General features: G+C 69.9%; 20 protein-coding genes. 10 read left to right on the top strand and 10 right to left on the bottom strand.

Annotation, left to right across the window (positions count from 1 at the left end; translation table 11 throughout):
- Positions 1 to 109: 109 nt before the first annotated feature.
- A complete protein-coding gene (locus ACTJI8_RS01880; protein ID WP_440731713.1) occupies positions 110 to 1,852 on the bottom strand; it encodes a DEAD/DEAH box helicase in 1,743 nt (580 codons plus the stop codon).
- Between the two features lie 141 nt (positions 1,853 to 1,993).
- Between ACTJI8_RS01880 and ACTJI8_RS01875 the strand changes: the two genes are divergently transcribed.
- The gene (locus ACTJI8_RS01875; protein WP_440731712.1) at positions 1,994 to 2,818 is read left to right on the top strand and encodes an SGNH/GDSL hydrolase family protein; all 825 of its coding nucleotides are present in this window, start codon (positions 1,994 to 1,996) and stop codon (positions 2,816 to 2,818) included.
- 50 nt (positions 2,819 to 2,868) lie between these two features.
- Here ACTJI8_RS01875 and ACTJI8_RS01870 read toward each other — a convergent pair whose 3' ends face one another.
- Complete coding sequence (locus tag ACTJI8_RS01870) at positions 2,869 to 3,684, bottom strand: TrmH family RNA methyltransferase (RefSeq protein WP_440731711.1); 816 nt, start codon at positions 3,682 to 3,684, stop codon at positions 2,869 to 2,871.
- Between the two features lie 111 nt (positions 3,685 to 3,795).
- Between ACTJI8_RS01870 and ACTJI8_RS01865 the strand changes: the two genes are divergently transcribed.
- The 3 genes from ACTJI8_RS01865 to ACTJI8_RS01855 all read left to right on the top strand — a co-directional run bounded on the left by ACTJI8_RS01865 (position 3,796) and on the right by ACTJI8_RS01855 (position 6,606).
- Positions 3,796 to 4,632: a Sir2 family NAD-dependent protein deacetylase gene (locus ACTJI8_RS01865; RefSeq protein ID WP_440731710.1), complete on the top strand. Its 837-nt coding sequence runs from the start codon at positions 3,796 to 3,798 to the stop codon at positions 4,630 to 4,632.
- Positions 4,629 to 5,213: a histidine phosphatase family protein gene (locus ACTJI8_RS01860; RefSeq protein ID WP_440731709.1), complete on the top strand. Its 585-nt coding sequence runs from the start codon at positions 4,629 to 4,631 to the stop codon at positions 5,211 to 5,213. Before ACTJI8_RS01865 ends, ACTJI8_RS01860 begins: the two co-directional genes overlap by 4 nt.
- 112 nt (positions 5,214 to 5,325) lie before the next feature.
- Positions 5,326 to 6,606 carry an MFS transporter gene (locus ACTJI8_RS01855; RefSeq protein ID WP_440732426.1) on the top strand — a complete coding sequence of 427 codons (1,281 nt, stop codon included), beginning with the start codon at positions 5,326 to 5,328 and terminating at the stop codon, positions 6,604 to 6,606.
- A gap of 33 nt (positions 6,607 to 6,639) precedes the next feature.
- Here the strand turns inward: ACTJI8_RS01855 and ACTJI8_RS01850 are convergent, their stop codons facing one another.
- Genes ACTJI8_RS01850 through ACTJI8_RS01840 form a run of 3 tightly spaced genes read right to left on the bottom strand, consistent with a single transcriptional unit; the run spans position 6,640 to position 10,146 of the window.
- A complete protein-coding gene (locus tag ACTJI8_RS01850; RefSeq protein WP_440731708.1) occupies positions 6,640 to 8,028 on the bottom strand; it encodes a dihydrolipoamide acetyltransferase family protein in 1,389 nt (462 codons plus the stop codon).
- Positions 8,025 to 9,035 (bottom strand): alpha-ketoacid dehydrogenase subunit beta, encoded by a 1,011-nt coding sequence (locus tag ACTJI8_RS01845; RefSeq protein WP_440731707.1) that lies wholly within the window; start codon positions 9,033 to 9,035, stop codon positions 8,025 to 8,027. The genes ACTJI8_RS01850 and ACTJI8_RS01845 overlap by 4 nt, the downstream gene beginning before the upstream one ends.
- 1 nt (position 9,036) lies before the next feature.
- Positions 9,037 to 10,146, bottom strand: coding sequence for a thiamine pyrophosphate-dependent enzyme (locus tag ACTJI8_RS01840; protein WP_440731706.1), 1,110 nt, complete (start codon positions 10,144 to 10,146; stop codon positions 9,037 to 9,039).
- Positions 10,147 to 10,305: 159 nt separating this feature from the next.
- Between ACTJI8_RS01840 and ACTJI8_RS01835 the strand changes: the two genes are divergently transcribed.
- On the top strand, positions 10,306 to 10,791 hold the full coding sequence (locus tag ACTJI8_RS01835; RefSeq protein WP_440731705.1) for an Lrp/AsnC family transcriptional regulator: 486 nt from the start codon (positions 10,306 to 10,308) through the stop codon (positions 10,789 to 10,791).
- On the opposite strand, the gene ACTJI8_RS01830 is transcribed toward ACTJI8_RS01835, so the two are convergent.
- Complete coding sequence (locus ACTJI8_RS01830) at positions 10,751 to 11,677, bottom strand: alpha/beta fold hydrolase (protein WP_440731704.1); 927 nt, start codon at positions 11,675 to 11,677, stop codon at positions 10,751 to 10,753. The two genes, ACTJI8_RS01835 and ACTJI8_RS01830, sit on opposite strands and share 41 nt — an antisense overlap.
- 90 nt (positions 11,678 to 11,767) lie before the next feature.
- Between ACTJI8_RS01830 and ACTJI8_RS01825 the strand changes: the two genes are divergently transcribed.
- Both ACTJI8_RS01825 and ACTJI8_RS01820 read left to right on the top strand, forming a co-directional pair.
- Complete coding sequence (locus ACTJI8_RS01825; RefSeq protein WP_440731703.1) at positions 11,768 to 12,514, top strand: exonuclease domain-containing protein; 747 nt, start codon at positions 11,768 to 11,770, stop codon at positions 12,512 to 12,514.
- 77 nt (positions 12,515 to 12,591) lie between these two features.
- Positions 12,592 to 12,834, top strand: coding sequence for a hypothetical protein (locus tag ACTJI8_RS01820; protein ID WP_440731702.1), 243 nt, complete (start codon positions 12,592 to 12,594; stop codon positions 12,832 to 12,834).
- A 51-nt stretch (positions 12,835 to 12,885) separates the two neighbouring features.
- Here ACTJI8_RS01820 and ACTJI8_RS01815 read toward each other — a convergent pair whose 3' ends face one another.
- From ACTJI8_RS01815 to glgA, 3 genes are all read right to left on the bottom strand, one after another.
- Positions 12,886 to 13,143: a type B 50S ribosomal protein L31 gene (locus tag ACTJI8_RS01815; RefSeq protein ID WP_233309421.1), complete on the bottom strand. Its 258-nt coding sequence runs from the start codon at positions 13,141 to 13,143 to the stop codon at positions 12,886 to 12,888.
- A gap of 85 nt (positions 13,144 to 13,228) precedes the next feature.
- Positions 13,229 to 14,011, bottom strand: coding sequence for an ABC transporter ATP-binding protein (locus ACTJI8_RS01810; RefSeq protein WP_440731701.1), 783 nt, complete (start codon positions 14,009 to 14,011; stop codon positions 13,229 to 13,231).
- Positions 14,012 to 14,015: 4 nt separating this feature from the next.
- Entirely contained in the window at positions 14,016 to 15,212 is a 1,197-nt protein-coding gene (gene glgA / locus ACTJI8_RS01805; RefSeq protein WP_440731700.1) for a glycogen synthase, read from the bottom strand.
- 46 nt (positions 15,213 to 15,258) lie between these two features.
- On the opposite strand from glgA, the gene ACTJI8_RS01800 reads away from it, so the two are divergent.
- The 3 genes from ACTJI8_RS01800 to ACTJI8_RS01790 all read left to right on the top strand — a co-directional run bounded on the left by ACTJI8_RS01800 (position 15,259) and on the right by ACTJI8_RS01790 (position 17,970).
- Positions 15,259 to 16,503 (top strand): glucose-1-phosphate adenylyltransferase, encoded by a 1,245-nt coding sequence (locus ACTJI8_RS01800; RefSeq protein ID WP_440731699.1) that lies wholly within the window; start codon positions 15,259 to 15,261, stop codon positions 16,501 to 16,503.
- 64 nt (positions 16,504 to 16,567) lie between these two features.
- Positions 16,568 to 17,203 (top strand): phosphoserine phosphatase SerB, encoded by a 636-nt coding sequence (gene serB / locus ACTJI8_RS01795; protein WP_440731698.1) that lies wholly within the window; start codon positions 16,568 to 16,570, stop codon positions 17,201 to 17,203.
- 74 nt (positions 17,204 to 17,277) lie between these two features.
- On the top strand, positions 17,278 to 17,970 hold the full coding sequence (locus ACTJI8_RS01790) for an alpha/beta fold hydrolase (protein WP_440731697.1): 693 nt from the start codon (positions 17,278 to 17,280) through the stop codon (positions 17,968 to 17,970).
- A gap of 38 nt (positions 17,971 to 18,008) precedes the next feature.
- On the opposite strand, the gene fabG is transcribed toward ACTJI8_RS01790, so the two are convergent.
- Positions 18,009 to 18,719, bottom strand: a complete 711-nt coding sequence (gene fabG, locus ACTJI8_RS01785) for a 3-oxoacyl-ACP reductase FabG (RefSeq protein ID WP_440731696.1) — start codon at positions 18,717 to 18,719, stop codon at positions 18,009 to 18,011.
- Between the last annotated feature and the right edge of the window lie 98 nt (positions 18,720 to 18,817).

Below are 18,817 nucleotides of genomic sequence, written 5' to 3'. Positions count from 1 at the left end.
GATCCAAGGGGCCGGATGCCCCGCCAGGACCGGGATTGACAGCATTTCGGGGATCCGAACCGGCCGAATCCGGGCGCGTCCTTCCGGACGGTTCAGCGGCCGGGAGCGCTCAGGAGCGCACGCGGCGACGGAGCAGATCGATCCGCGACTGCAGCTGGGTCACGGTGGCCTGCGCGACCGCAGGTCCGCCGCACAGTCGCCGCAGCTCGGCGTGCACGGCGCCGTGGGGATCGCCGGTCTGCCGCGCATAGACGCCGACGAGGCTGTTCAACAGCTGCCTCTGTTCGCGCAGGGTGCGATGCAGCGGCTCCGGGAGGGTCGTGGTCGGTGCAGGCGTGACCGCCTCGCGCGCTTCCCGCAGCCGCGACTGCCGGGACTGACGCTGCATGAGCAGCTCGTGCACATGCTCGGGCTCGAGCAGACCCGGTATGCCGATGAACTCCTCCTCCTCGGGCGTGCCGGGCTCGGCGAGCTGACCGAACTCCTTGCCATCGAAGACGACGCGGTCGAAGTGCGCGAGCGAGGAGATCGCCTGATAGCTGAACTCCTGGGTGAGCGCGTCGGAGGCCTCGTCCTCGCGGTTCGCGCTCTCCAGCAGCGAGTCCTCGAGACCGTCGTCGTCCTTCGACTGCCGATCCAGCGCGTGGTCGCGCTGCCTCTCGAGCTCGTTGGCGAGCTTCATCAGCACAGGGACGTTGGGCAGGAACACGCTCGCGGCCTCGCCACGACGGCGGGCGCGCACGAAGCGGCCGATCGCCTGTGCGAAGAAGAGCGGCGTCGATGACGAGGTGGCGTAGACACCGACGGCGAGCCGGGGCACGTCGACACCCTCGGACACCATCCGCACGGCGACCATCCAGCGATCGCCGGAGGCGCTGAACTTCTCGATCCGCTCCGACGCGGTGGCGTCGTCGCTCAGGACCACGGTGGGGCGCTGCCCTGTCAGTGAGTGCAGGATCTTGGCGTACGCGCGAGCGACGGTCTGATCGGTCGCCAGCACGAGACCGCCCGCGTCGGGGACGTGATGACGGATCTCGGTGAGGCGGCGGTCGGCGGCCGAGAGCACGGCCGGCATCCACTCCCCCTCCGGGTCCAGCGCCGTGCGCCAGGCCTGGGAGGTGACGTCCTTGGTGTTGTCCTGACCGAGGTGCGCCTCGAGCTCGTCGCCCGCGCTCGTGCGCCAGCGCATCTTGCCCGCGTACATGTGGAACAGCACGGGACGCACCACGCCGTCCTGCAGCGCCCGCCCGTAGCCGTATGCGTAGTCGGTGCTGGAGATCCGCGCACCCGACTCGTCGGGGAGGTACTCGACGAACGGGATCGGCGCGGTGTCGCTGCGGAACGGGGTGCCGCTCAGGAGCAGGCGTCGCTTCGCCGGTCCGTAGGCGTCGCGGATGGCGTCGCCCCAGCTGAGCGCGTCGCCGCCGTGATGCACCTCGTCGAGGATGACGAGCGTGCGCGCGTCCTCCGTGAGGTGCTTGTGCACCGACGACTTCGCCGCGACCTGCGCATAGGTCACGACGACGCCGTGGTACTGCCGGGAGGGCGCCCAATCGCTGTTGCGGAAACGCGGATCCAGCCGGATGTGCACGCGCGCGGCGGCGTCCGCCCACTGCGTCTTGAGGTGCTCCGTGGGCGCGACCACGATCACGCGGTCGATCTCGTTCGTGCGCAGCAGTTCGACGGCGAGCGTGAGCGCGAACGTGGTCTTGCCGGCGCCCGGTGTCGCGGCGACGAGGAAGTCCCGGCGCTCGGGAATGCGGAAGTACTCCTCCAGGGCCTCACGCTGCCACGCCCTCAGCCTGTCGGCGGTACCCCAAGGGGCGCGCTGAGGGAAGGACGGGGAGAGCATGGGATTCCACGATAGACGAGGCCGGAGACAGCCCGGACCATGAGCGAACCTCGCCCGCGGTGTCCGCCCCGATGCCGCCGCGCGCGGGTAGTCTCGGATGCTGTGCCGCGCCGCGCAGGCGCCCGCGAGGAGGAGACGATCATGTCCGGTCACGAACCGCGCACCCCGTACATCCCCAACGAGACGCCGCATCCGTGGCACCGCTACGTGGCGATCGGCGACTCGTTCACCGAGGGCATCGGAGACCCCGATCCGGCCGTCCCCGGAGGCCATCGAGGATGGGCCGATCGCGTGGCCGAGGTGCTCGGGGCTCAGAGCGAGGACTTCGCGTACGCCAATCTGGCCGTGCGCGGCAAGCTCATCGGGCAGATCAGCGACGAGCAGATCGCCCCGGCGATCGCGCTGAACCCCGACCTGATCACGGTGTGCGCCGGAGGCAACGACGTCATCCGCCCCGGCACGGATCCCGACGAGATCGCCATGCTGCTGGACGACATGGTCACGCGTCTGGATCGCACCGGCGCCGCGATCGTGCTCTTCACCGGCATCGACACGAACTTCACCCCGGTGTTCCGCCCGTTCCGCGGCAAGGTCGCGATCTACAACGAGAACGTGCGGGCGATCGCAGAACGGCATGACTGCATCGTCGCCGATCAGTGGGGCCTGAAGTCGATCCAGGATCCGCGGTTCTTCGCCGACGACCGCCTGCACATGAACCCGCTCGGCCACCACGAGGTCGCCCGCATGGTGCTGCGTGCCTTGAACGTGCCCAGCGATCTGCAGGAGATGGTGGCGGACCCGTTCCCTGTGCGCACCTGGCGCGAGGCCCGCAATGAGGACCTGGTGTGGGCGCGGACGCATCTGGTGCCGTGGGTTCTGCGGCGCCTGCGCCACCAGTCTTCCGGCGACAGCATCGAGGCCAAGCGTCCCGAGCCGATGCCGGTGGTGCTGCCGCACGACGAGTGAGCCGGCCCGCATGAAGTGAGCGGGTCGCCTGCCCCGGGGTGCGACGGCTGTCAGCTGCGCGACGCGTGCTGCAGTGCCCAGAGCGCGACGGCGGCGGTCGAGGCCACGTTGAGCGAGTCCACCCCGCCCGACATGGGGATCGTCACCACCGCGTCCGCGACCTCCAGCGCCTGGGCGGTCAGGCCGGGGCCCTCGGATCCGAAAGCGAGAGCCACGCGTTCCGGGCGCTCCGCGGCGTAGGCCTCGAGCGTCTCGGCGTCGTCCCGGAGCGCGAGCGCTGCGAGTCGGATCCCCTCCGCGCGCAGGATCGGCGCGAGTTCATCCCAGCCATCGAAACGCGTCCATGGCACCTGGAACACGGTACCCGTGCTGACCTTGACGCTGCGGCGGTAGAGCGGATCCGCGCAGCGTGCGGAGACCAGCACCGCGTCGGCGCCGAGCGCCGCGGCCGCGCGGAAGGCGGATCCGACGTTCTGGTGCTCGATGAGATCCTCCAGCACCAGGAGCGTGCGGGCTCCGCGCACGACATCGGCGAGGGGCGGCAGCGCAGGCCGGTGCATGGCCGCCAATGCGCCGCGGTGCACCGGGTACCCGGCCACCGTCTCGACCACCGCGTCCGGGCAGACGTAGACCTCGACGTCGGCGCCGCCGCTGAAGAGCGAGCGAAGGCCGCCCAGCCAGCGCTCCTGGGTCAGGACGGAGCGAGGGCGGTGTCCCGCGCGCACGGCGCGCTCGACGACCTTGAGGGATTCGGCGATGTACAGACCGTTGTCGACATCGCCGCGAATGCGCAGCGCGGTGTCGGTGAGCCCGCGGTAGTCGTCGAGGCGAGGATCTGCAGGGTCGTCGATGCGGGTCTCATGCACGGATCCACTCTTGCAGGTCGCTCGAGCGGATGAGCCCTGCGACCGCCGCGCACGCCCGGCGATGCGGCGGGCGTCCACGATCGCGCCCGTAGACTCGAGCGGGGAGGCCGGATGAACAGCAGCACGTCGTCGTTGCACGCGCAGCTCGAGCCCGTCGCGGAACTGCTCGCCGGCCGTCGCATCGCCTTCCTCACAGGGGCCGGGCTCTCCACCGACTCGGGCATCCCCGCATACCGCGGAGCCGGATCGACACCGCGGCGTGCGCCCATGACTGTGCAGACTTTCCTCGGTTCCCAGGACGCGCAGCGCCGGTACTGGCTGGGCGGACATCTCGGCTGGCGCTCGTTCGGCACCGCCGCGGCGAATCCCGGCCACCGTGCCATCGCCGGGCTCGAGAAGGCCGACCGCGCGGCCGGCGTCATCACGCAGAACGTGGACGGCCTCCACCTCGCCGCCGGATCCGCGCGCGTCGTCGAGCTGCACGGCACCATGCGCGCGGTGCTCTGCCTGCACTGCGGGCAGAGCTTCTCCCGCGACGCCGTGGCAGCGCAGATCGAGGCGCGCAACGCCTGGCTCGACGTTCCGGACGAGGTGCTGCTCGGGCCCGACGGCGACGTCCGCCCCGAGACCACCGAGGGCTTCGTCCTGCCGATCTGCACGGTCTGCGCAGGGCCGCTGAAGCCCGACGTCGTCTTCTTCGGCGAGTTCATCCCGGCCCAGCGGTTCGCCACTGCAGAGGCGCTGCTGCGCTCGGGCGACGCGCTGCTCGTCGCCGGATCCTCGCTGGTCGTGAACTCCGGGATCCGCATCATCGAGCGCGCCCGCCGCCGCAGTCTTCCCATCGTCATCGTCAATCTCGAGCCCACCCGGGCCGACGCCTGGGCCTCCGCGACCATCGCGGCGTCCACGAGCGTCGTCCTCCCGGCCCTTCAGGAGCTGCTCTCATGACCCTCATCACCCTGATCCGACACGGCGAGACGGACTGGAACCTCGAGGGCCGGATCCAGGGATCCACCGACATCCCTCTGAACGACACCGGGCGCGCCCAGGCGCGAGCCGCCGCCGCGCGACTCGCCGGCGCCTCTTTCGATCACATCTATGCGAGCCCGCTCGGCCGGGCGCGGGAGACCGCGGAGATCATCGCCCACGAACTCGGGCTCCCGGCGCCGCTGATCACCGTGGGAATGCGCGAGCACGAGTTCGGTGAGGCGGAGGGCCTGCTCTGGGACCAGTACCGGGAGCGGTTCGGAGCGCGTCGTGACGAGGTGCCCGGTGCCGAGACTGCACAGCAGCTGACGGAGCGCGCACTCGCATCGCTCGCCCGGATCGATCTGGCGGCGCGGCGCCGCTCGGCGCCACGAGTCGAGTCGGTGCTGGTGTGCACCCACGGCGGCGTGATCCGGGCCCTGCTCGAGCATGCCTCGGGTGGCACGCTCCCTGCGCCCGGCGAACGGCTGGGGAACGCCTCCGTGCACCGCTTCGCCATGGACGGCGGCGGGTTGCGGCTGCTCGACACGGCCACCGTCTGAACGTCGATCCCGTGGGGCGGCGACCCGGTCGGGAACGAGGTCGGGCGTAGGATCGAAGACGCCGCCGATCCCGAGGAGAGCCGTGAATCCCGCCCCTGCACCGACCTGGCGGATGTGGCTGATCTGGATCGTGGGCGTGTCGGCCTACGTGCTGTCGATCACGAACCGCACGTCCCTGTCCGCCGTCGGAGTGGATGCCGCGCACCTGTTCCAGGCCGACGCATCGACGCTGTCGCTCTTCGCGGTGCTCCAGCTCGCGGTGTACGGGCTCATGCAGATCCCCGTGGGTCTGCTGCTGGACCGGTTCGGATCCCGGCCGATCATGGTCGCCGGCATGCTGCTCATGGCCGTCGGCCAGCTCGTGATGGCGTTCGCGCCGAACGTCGGGGTCGCGATCGTCGCGCGCATGATCCTCGGCGCCGGCGACGCCGCGATCTTCCCCGGCGTGCTGCGCCTCGTCGCGATCTGGTTCCCCGCGCAGCGCGGCCCGCTGATGGCCCAACTGACCGGGATCGTCGGCCAGCTCGGTCAGCTCGTCGCGCTGCTCCCCCTGCCCGTCCTGCTGCACTCCACCACGTGGTCCGTCACGTTCGGCTCTCTCGCGGGGCTCGGCGTGCTGTTCACGGTCCTCGTATTCGCCCTGATCCGCAACCGCCCGCCCGAGCTGACCGAGGACGTCTCGGTCAACACCGACACCGGCGCGATTCGCGTCGTCACCTCTCAGGCGGATCTGCGCGTCTCCCTGCGTGAAGCTCTCGCGCATCCCGGGACCCGACTCGGATTCTGGACCCACTTCACGACGCCGTTCGCCGGTACGGCCTTCATGATGCTGTGGGGCATCCCGTTCCTCACGAGCGGCGAGGGCCTCTCGATCGGCGCGGCCTCGCTCGTGACGACGGTCTACGTGTTCTTCGGGATCCTGTTCGGTCCTGTCCTCGGGACGCTGTCGGCGCGCCATCCGACGAGCCGATCGCTGATGCTCGTGCTGCCGACGATCGCCCTCCAGGTGCTCGTCTGGCTCGGTGTGATCCTGTGGCCGGGCACGGCTCCACTGTGGCTGCTCATCCTGCTGGCCATCGCGCTGGCGACCGGCGGCCCGGCCTCGATGGTCGCGTTCGACCACGCGCGCACGCACAACCCCCAGCATCGGCTGAGCACCGCCACCGGAGTGGTCAACGGCGGGGGCTTCCTCGCCGCACTCATCGCGATCTTCCTGATCGGCCTCGCGCTCGACCTGCAGGGCGCGGGCACGCCCGCCACCTACTCGCTCGATGCGTTCCGCTGGGCGTTCCTCACCCAGGTCCCGCTCTGGGTGCTCGGCACCGTCTTCATCGTGCGGGAACGGCGCCTGACCCGGCGGGTGCTCGGGCTTGACCGCCCCCGGAACCGCTGACCGCGCGGCCCGGGACCGCGCGGTCAGTCACGTTCAGCCCAGCAGCATCGCCCGGCCGGGCTCCTGCAGCACGTCGGCGACGGCCTTCAGGAATTGCGCCCCCTCGGCCCCGTCCACGATCCGGTGGTCGAAGGACAGGCTGAGCGTCATGACGTCGCGCAGCGCGATCTCGCCCTTGTGCTCCCACGGCATGCGCCGCACCGCGCCGAGCGCGAGGATCCCGGTCTGCCCCGGCGGCAGGATCGGGGTGCCGGCATCGATCCCGAACACGCCGATGTTGGTGAGCGAGAACGTGCCGCCGACCAGATCGGTCGGCGGGGTCTTGCCGCTCCGCGCCGTGCGGGTCAGCTCGGCGACCGCCGCCGCGAGTTCACCGAGCGGCATCCGTTCGGCATCGCGGATGATGGGCACGATCAACCCGCGCTCGGTTGCGGCGGCGATGCCGAGGTCCACGAAATGCTGCTGCACGATCTCGCCCGCCTCGCCGTCCCACCGCGAGTTCAGCCCGGGATAGGACGCGAGCGCGAGGCAGACGGCTTTCGCGACCACGGTGAGCACTCCGATGCGCGGTGCGTCCGGTGCGGCGCTCGCCCGCAGCGAGGCGATCAGTTCGGTCGTCGCGGTGACGTCGACCGTGTGGAACGTGGTCACGTGCGGTGCGGTGAACGCGCTCTGCACCATCGCCTCGGCGGTGTGCTTGCGCACGCCCCTGATCGGGACGCGGGTGGTCGCCCGTTCCCCCCTGGCGGCGCGGGCGGGCGCTGCGGTCGGCGCCGGAGCTGCAGTCGTCTCGGCGGGCGCGCCTGCGCCGCGCTGCCCGACGCGCTCACGGTAGGCGTCCACGTCCGCGCGGGTGATCACCCGGTCGCCCAGCTCGGCGGAGACGAGCGCGAGGTCCACGCCCAGGCTCTTCGCGTAGGCCCGCACCGGCGGCGTCGAACGCGGACGCTCCCCGCGCACGGGCGGCGCGGGGACGACCACGATGTCATCGTGCGGCGCGGCGACCCGCACGTCGACGTCGGAGGCGAGGGTGGTCGTCGCGGACGCGGATCCGGCCGCGGCCCGGCGGGCACGACGCTGCGGGCGGCCGTTCGACGGCGCAGCGCCGTAGCCGACGAGGTTCGGCCCTGAGCCCTCCTCGACCTCGGCGGACGCCGGAGCCTTGGGGGCCGTGGCAGCCTGACCTTCGATCTCGAAGCCCACCAGCGGGGCGCCGACCGGAACGACGTCGCCGGCGGCGGCGTGCAGCGACGTGATCACGCCGGCGTGCGGTGAGGGCAGTTCGACGATGGCCTTCGCCGTTTCCACCTCGGCGAGAGTCTGGTTCAGGGTGACCGTGTCGCCCTCGGCGACCAGCCACTGCACGATCTCCGCCTCGGTGAGGCCCTCACCGAGGTCGGGGAGGAGGAACTCCTGCTTCATCGGTCGACCCCTTCCAGCAGCTGCTCGTCGTCGCAGACCCGGTCGACCGCGTCGAGGATCCGGTCGAGGTCGGGGAGGTGGAACTTCTCCAGCTTCGCGGGCGGGTAGGGGATGTCGTGGCCCGTGACGCGCAGCGGAGCCGCCTCGAGCCAGGTGAAGCACTTCTCCGTGATGCTGGCGATGACCTCGGCGGCGACCCCCGCCTCGCGCGCGGCCTCGTGCACGACCACGACGCGACCGGTGCGGCGCACCGAGGCGCACACCGTGGCGTAGTCGACCGGCGACAGCGAGCGCAGATCGATCACCTCGAGCGACCGTCCCTCCGCCTCGGCGGCCTCGGCCGCATCGAGCGCGGTGCGCACCATCGCACCGTAGGTCACAACGGTGACGTCGGTACCGTCGCGCACCACTCGGGCGAGCCCCATCGGTGCCGCGTCCGCAAGTGGGGTCTCCAGGTCCACCTCGCCCTTGGCGTGGTAGAGCCGCTTGGGCTCGAAGAAGATGACCGGGTCGTCGCTGGCGATGGCCTGGCGCAGGCACGTGTACGCGTCCTGAGGATTCGACACGGCGACCACGCGGAGCCCTGCGGTGTGCACGAAGTACGCCTCGGGCGACTCGGAATGGTGCTCGGCCGCGCCGATGCCGCCGCCCCAGGGGATCCGGATCGTGATCGGCATCGGGACGGTGCCCTGCGTGCGGTAATGCAGCTTCGCGACCTGGGACACGATCTGGTCGAAGGCGGGATACACGAATCCGTCGAACTGGATCTCGACGACCGGGCGGTAGCCGCGCATGGCAAGGCCGACCGCGGTGCCGACGATTCCGGACTCCGCCAGCGGAGTGTCGATCACCCGCTCCGCGCCGAACTCGTCCAGCAGCCCGTCCGTGATGCGGAAGACTCCGCCGAGCTTGCCGATGTCCTCTCCGAGCAGCACGACCTTCGGATCTGCCGCCAGCGACTGCCGGAGGGCGGCGCCGAGCGCCTTGCCCATCGTCATCTGCGCCATGTCACACGTCCGCGAGAGTCGCGAGGTAGCGCTCGTAGTCGGCGCGCTCCTCGGCGATGCCGGTGTGCGGTTCCGCGTACACCCCGTCGAACACGGCGAGCGGTTCGCGCGTCGTGAGGCTGAGGCAGGCCGCCCGCATCTGCATGGCGGCCTCATCGGCCTCCGCCGCGAAGCCCGCGGCGATCTCGTCGGTGAGTGCACCCTCGGCGCGCAGCAGGGTCTCGACTCGTGCCAGCGGATCCTTGCCGCGCCAGTACTCGAGCTCCGCCGGATCCCGGTAGCGGGTCGGGTCGTCAGCCGTGGTGTGCGGACCCATCCGGTAGGTGACGAGCTCCAGGAAAGCCGGGGTTCCCCCGCGCGCCTGCTCGAGAGCCCAGCGGGTCGCCGCGAACACCGCGAGCACGTCGTTGCCGTCGACGCGCATGCTGGGGATGCCGAAGCCGGGGGCGCGCCCGGCGATCGGGTGCTGCGACTGCACGGCGACCGGCTCGGAGATCGCCCAGTGGTTGTTCTGGCAGATGAAGACGACCGGGGCGCGGTAGGAGGACGCGAAGACCATGGCCTCGTTGACGTCGCCCTGGCTGGTGGCGCCGTCGCCGAAGTAGGTGACCGCGACCTGGTCGGAGCCGTCGTGCAGGATGCCGAGCGCATAGCCGACCGCGTGCAGGGTCTGCGCGCCGATGATGATCTGCAGCGGAGCCATGTGCATCACGGCGGGGTCGTAGGCGGCGCCTTCCTCACCGCGCCACATCCGCACGTAGTCGCCGGGTTGCGCCCCGCGCGCCAGCATCACGCCGGTCTCGCGGTAGCTCGGGAACACCACATCGTCGTTCTTGAGGGCGCGGGCGGAGCCGATCTGCGCGGCTTCCTGGCCCTGACACGGGGCCCACAGGCCGAGCTGTCCCTGACGCTGCAGCGCGACGCCCTCGGAATCGAGGCGGCGCAGCACGATCATGTCGCGCAGCAGCGACAGCAGCTGTGCGGAGCTGACGTCGGCCACGTACGGGGTCAGACGCGTGTCGTTGCGGCGACGGCCGCGGGCATCGATGAGGCCGGCCGGTTCGTCCAGGCCGATGCCGGTGACGGTGATCGGATCAAGGTGGGTTGACATCTTCGTCCTCCTCAGTGGATCCGCCCTCGTGAGAAGGATCCGGTGCGTCTTCGCTTTGCCTTGAGAGTACGTCCGCTTGACACGTCGCTCAAGCATCCCCGCAGGCTCTGAGCATGTTGCCAAATCAGCGCTGTGAACAGGGTGCTAGCCTTTGGCAACATGGCAACCCTCGATCGCACCGATCTCGACATCCTCGAGATGCTCTCGGCCGACCCTCGCACCACCGTGGTCGCAATGGCCGAGAAGCTGCGGCTCTCGCGAAACACGATCCAGGCCCGGATGGCCCGCCTCGACCAGACCGGCGTGTTCCTCCCCTACGAGCGCGCCTTCTCCCCCGCCGTGATCGGCTACCCGCTGCAGGCGTTCGTGAGCATCGGCGTCCGTCAGACCGAGCTGCCGCGGATCATCGCGGAGCTCGCGCGAGTGCCGGAGGTCGTGCAGGCGCACGGGCTGAGCGGCTCGATCGATCTGCTCGCCCTGGTCGCGTGCCGCGACGCCCGCCATCTCTTCGACACCGACGCCCGCATCCTCTCGATCGACGGCGTCGAGCGGACCGAGACCTCGCTCGCGATGGGCGAGGTCATCCCGTTCCGCGTCGGTGGTCTTATGGGGCTGGCACGGCGAGAGGCCGGAGGAAGCGTCTGATCGCTCCCGCCGCCTCGGCCGGCGTCTCGTAATGGATCAGGTGCCCGACGTGCGCGATCTCGACGAGCTCGGCGTCGGGGAACAGCGTCGCCAGGCGCCGCTCCGCCTCGATCGGCGTGATGTCGTCGCGTTGCGCCGCGATCAACAGCGTCGGGACGGCGATGTGCGGCGCGAACTCCCGGACATCGTGCGAGACACTCGTGCGGAACGCCTGACTCAGGACCTCGCGGTCAGCGAACCGTGAGAAGTACGTGTCGTGCTGGTCGTGCACGAACCGGCGCAGTTCGGGATCCCGGGTCTTCGCCATGGCGATGCTCATGCCCCGCACGATGATCCTGTTGCGCAGGAGCTCGGTGCCGATGCCCTCGGGCAGCCGCGCACCGAGCGCGTAGTAGAGGATCGCGAGACGCGTGAGCACGGCCTTCGGACCCTCCAATGCCGGCGCGCCGATCGGGTTGACCAGGATCAGCCGCGGGGTCTCCAGCCCGCCGGCGACAGCGGCAGAGGCCACGATCGAACCGAACGAATGCCCGAGGATCACGGCTCCGGGAGCCACCTCCGCGGCGAAGTCCGTGAGCCACTGCGCGTACGCATCGATGTCGTGCACGCGGCCGGGCAGCGGCGCGGTCTCACCGAACCCCGGCAGATCAGGCATGATCACGCGGATCCCGGCGGCGAAGCCTGCCCTACCGGCACCGTGCAGGTGCGCGACAACGGGCTCCAGCCCGTGGTGCTCGCCGCGGAAGCCGTGCACTGCCAGCACGGTGACCTCGGCGCCGTCGGGACCGTAGCTCCAATACGCCGTACGCCCGCCGAGGACCTCGGCCTCCTGCCGGTGCACCGCGATGCGATCCAGACGCGCAGCATAGGGCGAGGGTGCGGGCATGCATCGAGTCTACGGGCGGGATCGGCATCGCCTGAGCGCACTGCCGCGTGCCGGAACGGCGATGTCCGAGCCGCACCCTACGGTGGCGTCATGACCGCTTCGACGCCCCTTCCGCCCTGGTTGACCCGCGTCGGAGTGTTCGACCTGGAGACCACCGGGATCGACGTCACCCGGGATCGCATCGTCACCGCGCACGTCGGAGTGCTCGACCACCACGGCGCAGAGATCGCGGCCCGCACCTGGCTGGCAGACCCGGGGATCCCCATCCCCGCCGGTGCCACGGCAATCCACGGCATCACGTCCGAACGCGCGTACCGCGACGGTTCCCCTGCTGCGCAGGTCGTCGCCGGGGTCGTGGCCGCACTGCGGTCGCTGCTCGATCAGGGCGTCCCGGTCGTGGCGTACAACGCGGCCTTCGATTTCTCCCTGCTCGCTCATGAGGCGCGTCGGCACCGGATCTCGCCCCTGGAGAACCCCTCCCCGGTGATCGACCCATTGATCATCGACAAGACCTATGACCGGTACCGCCCTGGCAAGCGGACGCTGGAGATCGTGGCGGCGCACTACGGCGTGGATCTGACCGGCGCGCACGACGCCTCGGCCGACGCCGTCGCGGCAGGGCGGGTCGCGCAGGCGCTCGCGCAGCGCTTCCCCCTGCCGGAGAGCGCGGGCGAGCTGCACACTCGGCAAATCGGCTGGGCCCGTGCGCAGGCCGCGAGTCTGACCGACTACTTCGTGCGGATAGGCCGGATCGAGCCCACCGAACGCGTCGACGGCCGCTGGCCCGTCCGCGACGACGATGCCTCCCGCCGTCACGCCCCCGCAGGATCCTTCTGACGCTGCCGCTCGATCGCGAAGAACCCGGTGCACCATACCGCCCCCACGGTCCGGGTCGTAAAATGGAGGGTTACCCGATGAAGGGAGACGCGATCGCCATGACGACCGACACCGAGCGCATCGAGATGCTCGAACACGAGATCGAGAGGATGCAGACGGTCATCGACTTCCTGCACGTGACGTTCGCCCAGGAGCCGAAGCGCAAGAACCGCTTCCGGCGCGTGATCCGGCACGCCGAGGGCAAGATCGACGGCATCCGGTTCGCCCTCGAGACGATCCGGTCGACGGCACCCGCCGTCGACGGCCCGGGCGCCGCCTAGACAGCGGGAGGCCCCCGCCTCGATCGAGGACGGGGGCCTTCCGAGAAGCGATTACTTGGAGGAACCGCCGAAGTTCTTGAAGCGCTGGTTGAACTTCTCGACACGGCCGGCCGAGTCCATGATGCGCTGCTTGCCCGTGTAGAACGGGTGCGAGGCCGAGGAGATCTCGACGTCGATGACGGGGTACTCCACGCCGTCCAGCTCGATCGTCTTGTCGCTCGTGACCGTCGAACGGGTCAGGAAGGTGTCGCCCGAGCCAAGGTCGCGGAACACGACGGCCTGGTACGTGGGGTGGATGTCAGTCTTCATGGGATTCCTTACGTGGTGCCCTGGATTGTGCCAGGGGCGAGGGAAGTCTGTGGCGCAATGAGCACCAAGGGTCGATTCTAACAGATCACGCGGCGCGCGCCGCGTACCGCCCGTCGGCCCGGTCCAGCGAGATGGACATGCCGAAGGCCTCGCTCAGCGCTTCTGCGGTGAGGGTCTGCTCGATCGGCCCCGCCGCGACGATCGCGCCGTCGCGCAGCAGCAGCACGTGCGTGAACCCGACGGGGATCTCCTCGACGTGATGGGTCACCATCACCATCGCCGGCGTCGTGGGCGACTGCGCGAATCCGCCGAGCAACGCGAGCAGCTCCTCGCGTGCGCCGAGGTCGAGGCTCGCGCTGGGCTCGTCCAGCAGCAGCAGTTCCGGGTCGGTCATCACGGCTCGGGCGATCTGCACGCGCTTCTGCTCGCCGTCGCTGAGCGTGCCGAAGTGACGTTCGGCGAGGTGCTCCAGGTGCCATTGCTCGAGCACCCGCACCGCACGGCGCTCGTCGATCGACTCGTACGACTCGTTCCACCGCCCCATCACGGAGTACGCCGCCGTCATGACGGTGTTCAGCACGGTCTCATCGGCAGGGATCCGGCGGGCCATCGCCGAAGAGGCGAAACCGATCCGCGGACGGATCTCGAAGACGTCGGCCCGCCCGAGAGTCTCCCCCAGGATGTCCACCCGTCCCTGCGTCGGGTGCATCAGCGTGTCTGCGAGCTGCAGGAGCGTCGTCTTGCCCGCGCCGTTCGGCCCCAGCACGACCCAGCGCTGGTCGTCCTCGACGGTCCAGGAGAGATGATCGACGATGTTGCGTCCGTCGCGGCGCACCACGACGTCCGAGAATTCGAGGACGGCAGACATGCCCTCAGCCTATCGGTCGGGCCGTGAGCTCCTCGTAGAGCGCCGTCGTCGTGTCGGCGATCGCGGCCCAGCTGAACTCCTCCGCCGCACGGCGCCGACCCGCCTCGCCGTACGCCCGAGCCTGCTCCGGATCCGAGACGACCTCGGTCAGCACGGCGGCAAGATCCGACACGTAGCGGTCCGGATCCACGGGCGTCCCGGTGCCGTCCTGCACTTGCTCGATCGGCACCAGCCGTCCTGTCACGCCGTCGACGACCACCTCGGGTATGCCTCCTGTCGCAGTGCCCACGACCGCGGCGCCGCAGGCCATCGCCTCGAGGTTCACGATGCCCAGCGGCTCGTACACCGATGGGCAGACGAACGTCGTGGCGGCAGTGAGGATGGCGGACAGCTCGTGACGCGGAAGGAACTCCTCGATCCAGACCACTCCGGTCCGGGTCGCGGTGAGCTCGGCCACCAGACCGCGCACCTCATCCAGGATCTCCGGGGTGTCGGGTGCTCCCGCGCAGAGCACGAGCTGCACCTCAGGGGGCAGCTTCTCGGCGGCGCGGAGGAAATACGGCAAGCCCTTCTGCCGAGTGATGCGTCCGACGAAGACGACGGACGGCCGCGACGGGTCGATCCCGTGCTTCGCGAGAACCGCGGGATCGACGACCGGCTGCCAGGCGTCGACGTCGATGCCGTTGTAGATCACGTGCACCTTCGCCGGGTCCACCTGCGGGTACGCGCGCAGGATGTCGTTGCGCATGCCTCCGCTCACCGCGATGACCGCAGCCGCGTTCTCGTATGCGAGCCGTTCGATGCCGCTCGAAACGGCATAGCCGCCGCCGAGCTGTTCGGCCTTCCATGGACGCAGCGGTTCCAGGCTGTGCGCGGTGAGCACATGAGGGATGCCGTGCAGCTGCGAGGCGATGTGCCCGGCGAAGTTCGCGTACCAGGTGTGGCTGTGCACCACGTCGGCCCCGGCGATGTCCGGCACCATGTCGAGATCCGTGCCGAGCGTCTGCAGTGCGGCGTTCGCATCGGCGAGTTCGGCAGGAGTCCGATAAGCCGTAACCCCCTGTTCATCCCTGTCCGCACCGAACGCCCTGACCCGTACGTCGACGCTCCCGCGCAGCGCTTTCACCAGTTCTGCGGCGTGCACGCCGGCCCCTCCGTAGATCTCGGGCGGGTACTCCTTGGTGATGATGTCGACGCGCATGTCCTGAAGGTAGTACATCGCGGCGACGGGGCTCTATGGTGGACGCATGTCGGCACCAAAGAAGGTTTTCGGGATCATCCTCGCCGGCGGCGAGGGCAAGCGACTCATGCCTCTGACGGCGGATCGGGCCAAGCCCGCCGTGCCGTTCGGTGGGCAGTACCGGCTGATCGACTTCGCGATCTCCAACCTGATCAACTCGGGCCTGCGGCAGATCGTGGTGCTCACCCAGTACAAGTCGCACAGCCTGGATCGGCATATCTCGCAGACGTGGCGGATGTCCGCCCTGCTCGACTCCTACGTCGCCTCGGTGCCCGCTCAGCAGCGTCTCGGCAAGCGCTGGTTCTCCGGTTCCGCCGACGCGATCCTGCAGAGCCTGAACCTGATCCTGGATGAGAAGCCGGACATCGTGGTCGTGATCGGCGCCGATCACGTCTACCGCATGGACTTCACCCAGATGATCGAGGCGCACATCGCCTCCGGCGCACGCGCCACGGTCGCCGGCATCCGTCAACCGCTCGCGCTCGCCTCGCAGTTCGGCGTCATCGACGTCGCGGGCGATGACTCCGGCCGCATCAACGAATTCCTGGAGAAGCCCTCCGATCCGACCGGGCTGCCGGACTCGCCGCACGAGGTTCTGGCCTCGATGGGCAACTACGTGTTCGACGCCGACGCTCTCATCGAGGCCGTCGAGGCCGACGGCGAGCTCGCAGGGTCCGACCATGACATGGGCGGCGACATCATCCCGTACTTCGTGAACCGCGGCGAGGCCGGGTTCTACGACATGAAGCAGAACGAGGTTCCCGGATCCTCCCCCCGCGATCGCTCCTACTGGCGGGACGTGGGCACGATCGAGTCTTTCTTCGACGCGCACATGGATCTCATCTCGACGCTGCCGATCTTCAACCTCTACAACATGGAGTGGCCGATCCACTCCCAAGCGGTGAACTCGCCGCCGGCGAAGTTCGTGCGGGACTCCGTGGGACGGATCGGAAACGCGATCGACTCCATCGTCTCGCTCGGATCCGTGCTCTCCGGCACACACCTGGAGCGCAGCGTGGTCGGCCCCTGGACCCTCGCCGCCGGCGGATCGACCATCACCGACTCCGTGCTCTTCGACGGCGTGAGGGTGGGCCAGGGTGCGCGCGTGCACCGGGCGATCCTGGACAAGAACGTGGTGCTGCTGGACGGTGCGACCGTGGGCGTCGATCGTGAGCGCGATCTCGAGCGAGGCTTCACGATCACGGAGACCGGGCTCACGGTGGTGGGCAAGGGGCAGCGCATCGAGCGCTGACCACTCCCCTGCCGCGATCGTCACAGCGGCGGAGACGGCCGACCCCGGCCGCTACGCTCGTCGGGTGACCTCCGCGCGCTTCCTCGTCGTCCTCGATGCCGATTCCACGCTGATCCGCAACGAGGTGATCGAGCTCCTCGCGGACGAGGCCGGGCGCCGCGCCGAGGTGCAGGCCGCAACCGAGGCCGCCATGCGCGGGGAGGTCGACTTCGCAACGAGCCTGCGCTCGCGCGTGGACGCGCTGGCGGGAGTCCCCACAGCGGCGTTCGAGCGTGTGCGGAGCCGCATCGAGCCCACCCCTGGCGTGCGCGAGCTCATCGTAGCGGTGCACGAGCGCGGCGGCGTGGTCGGCGTGGTCTCGGGCGGTTTCCACGAGATCCTCGACGCCGTCGCGCCCGCACTCGGCGTGGACCGGTGGCGCGCCAACCGTCTCGAAGTCCGCGACGACGCCCTGACCGGACGGGTCGACGGAGACATCGTGGATGCCACGGCCAAGGCGGCCTCATTGCGGGAGTGGGCGGCCGAGCTGGGGGTCGCGCCGCGCGCCACGATCGCGATCGGCGACGGCGCGAACGACCTGCAGATGATGGCGGCGGCCGGGCTCGGGCTCGCCTTCAACGCCAAGCCCGCCGTCCGCGCCGCGGCCTCTCTCGTGGTGGGCCCTGTCGACCTGTCCGAGGTCATCCCCCTGCTCCCCTGATCGCACACCCGTGTCGCCAGACCGGACGGCGCCGGGTCTGGCGCTTTGTCGGTGGGCCTGCTTAGCGTGGATCCATGGACATCCTCCTCGTTCCCGGCCTGTGGCTCGATGCCGATTCGTGGGCACCTGTGCTCGACCCGCTCCGCGCCGCCGGTCATACGCCGCGCCCGCTGACCATGCCCGGCGTCGGCGTCCCTGCGCCGGAATCGTCCGGCATCCGCATGAGCGACTGGGTCGACAGGGTGGTCGCCGCGATCGACGAATCCGCGGGCGATGTGGTGCTCGTCGGACATTCCGGAGGCGGCAACGTCATCTGGGGCGCCGTCGACGGCCGGCCCGATCGCGTGCATCGCGCCGTGTTCGTCGACACCGTCCCGCCTCCGCCCGGCAGCGGCATCAGCGAGTTCCCCGTCGTCGACGGAGTGATCCCGTTCCCGGGCTGGGACTTCTTCGACGCCGATGACGTCGCCGACCTCGATGCCCGGGCGCGGGCGGCGGCTGCCGGGACCGCGCAGAGCGTGCCCGTGCAGGTGCCGACGGATCCGATCGCGCTCACGGATCCACGTCGCTACGACGTGCCTGTGACGCTGCTCATGGGATCGCTCACTCAGCCCGAACTCGAGGGATACCTCGAGCAGTGGGGTTCGTACGGCGACGAATACCGCAGCATCCGCAACGCCGAGGTCGTGCGGATCGGATCCGGCCACTGGCCGCAGTATTCGGCGCCGGAACGGCTCGCGGAGGTCCTGATCGCAGCCGTGCGCTGACGGAAGCAGTCCCGCCGGCGCATGCCGTCGGGACTGCTTCAGTGCCCCATGCCGAGGCCGCCGTCGACCGGGATCACGGCGCCGGAGATGTATGCGGCGTCATCGGAGGCGAGCCAGGTGACCACCCCGGCCACCTCGTCGGCCGAGGCGAAGCGGCCCGCGGGGATGCTGGCCTTGTACTGCTTCTGCGTGTCCTCGGGCAGCTCGGCGGTCATGTCGGTCTCGATGAATCCGGGCGCGACGACGTTCGCGGTGATCCCGCGGGCGCCGAGCTCGCGGGTGAGGGAGCGCGCGAAGCCGACCAGCCCGCTCTTCGACGCGGCGTAATTGATCTGCCCCGCCGAGCCGTAGAGCCCGACCACGCTGGAGATGAGGATCACCCGACCGAACCGCGCCTTAAGCATCCCCTTCGACGCGCGCTTCACGACGCGGAACGATCCGCCCAGGTTCGTCGAGACGACGCTGTCGAAGTCGTCCTCACTCATCCGCAGCAGCAGCGTATCCTTCGTGATGCCCGCGTTCGCGACGACGATCTCCACGGGGCCGAGCTTCTGCTCGACCTCGGTGAACGCCGCGTCCACGGCCGCCGCGTCGGTGACGTCGGCGCGCACGGTCAGTGTGCCTTCGGGACCTTCGCCGCTGCGCGCGGTGACGGCGACGCGGTAGCCGTCACGCACGAAGCGCTCGGCGATCGCGCGACCGATGCCGCGGTTTCCGCCGGTGACGAGGACGACGCGATCAGTGCTCATGCGGGCTCCCAAGAATCGAGGTGTACGGCACGCAAGCCTATCGAGCAGAAGTGGTGGCAGGAATTGACAGAGCCCTGACGGCACGCGAATCTGTGAGG

Origin of the sequence: Microbacterium sp. 22303 (assembly GCF_052045265.1) — a bacterium.
Classification (GTDB): domain Bacteria; phylum Actinomycetota; class Actinomycetes; order Actinomycetales; family Microbacteriaceae; genus Microbacterium.
Note: the sequence above shows the minus strand (reverse complement) of the source record. Positions and strands in the feature narration are given on the sequence as shown.

Bases quoted from the DNA above. Each gene is read 5' to 3' on its own strand.
- ACTJI8_RS01880 (WP_440731713.1), bottom strand. From the start codon at position 1,852: ATGCTCTCCCCGTCCTTCCCTCAGCGCGCCCCTTGGGGTACCGCCGAC.
- ACTJI8_RS01875 (WP_440731712.1), top strand. From the start codon at position 1,994: ATGTCCGGTCACGAACCGCGCACCCCGTACATCCCCAACGAGACGCCG.
- ACTJI8_RS01865 (WP_440731710.1), top strand. From the start codon at position 3,796: ATGAACAGCAGCACGTCGTCGTTGCACGCGCAGCTCGAGCCCGTCGCG.
- ACTJI8_RS01860 (WP_440731709.1), top strand. From the start codon at position 4,629: ATGACCCTCATCACCCTGATCCGACACGGCGAGACGGACTGGAACCTC.
- ACTJI8_RS01855 (WP_440732426.1), top strand. From the start codon at position 5,326: ATGTGGCTGATCTGGATCGTGGGCGTGTCGGCCTACGTGCTGTCGATC.
- ACTJI8_RS01850 (WP_440731708.1), bottom strand. From the start codon at position 8,028: ATGAAGCAGGAGTTCCTCCTCCCCGACCTCGGTGAGGGCCTCACCGAG.
- ACTJI8_RS01845 (WP_440731707.1), bottom strand. From the start codon at position 9,035: ATGGCGCAGATGACGATGGGCAAGGCGCTCGGCGCCGCCCTCCGGCAG.
- ACTJI8_RS01840 (WP_440731706.1), bottom strand. From the start codon at position 10,146: ATGTCAACCCACCTTGATCCGATCACCGTCACCGGCATCGGCCTGGAC.
- ACTJI8_RS01835 (WP_440731705.1), top strand. From the start codon at position 10,306: ATGGCAACCCTCGATCGCACCGATCTCGACATCCTCGAGATGCTCTCG.
- ACTJI8_RS01830 (WP_440731704.1), bottom strand. From the start codon at position 11,677: ATGCCCGCACCCTCGCCCTATGCTGCGCGTCTGGATCGCATCGCGGTG.
- ACTJI8_RS01825 (WP_440731703.1), top strand. From the start codon at position 11,768: ATGACCGCTTCGACGCCCCTTCCGCCCTGGTTGACCCGCGTCGGAGTG.
- ACTJI8_RS01820 (WP_440731702.1), top strand. From the start codon at position 12,592: ATGAAGGGAGACGCGATCGCCATGACGACCGACACCGAGCGCATCGAG.
- ACTJI8_RS01815 (WP_233309421.1), bottom strand. From the start codon at position 13,143: ATGAAGACTGACATCCACCCCACGTACCAGGCCGTCGTGTTCCGCGAC.
- ACTJI8_RS01810 (WP_440731701.1), bottom strand. From the start codon at position 14,011: ATGTCTGCCGTCCTCGAATTCTCGGACGTCGTGGTGCGCCGCGACGGA.
- glgA (WP_440731700.1), bottom strand. From the start codon at position 15,212: ATGCGCGTCGACATCATCACCAAGGAGTACCCGCCCGAGATCTACGGA.
- ACTJI8_RS01800 (WP_440731699.1), top strand. From the start codon at position 15,259: ATGTCGGCACCAAAGAAGGTTTTCGGGATCATCCTCGCCGGCGGCGAG.
- ACTJI8_RS01790 (WP_440731697.1), top strand. From the start codon at position 17,278: ATGGACATCCTCCTCGTTCCCGGCCTGTGGCTCGATGCCGATTCGTGG.
- fabG (WP_440731696.1), bottom strand. From the start codon at position 18,719: ATGAGCACTGATCGCGTCGTCCTCGTCACCGGCGGAAACCGCGGCATC.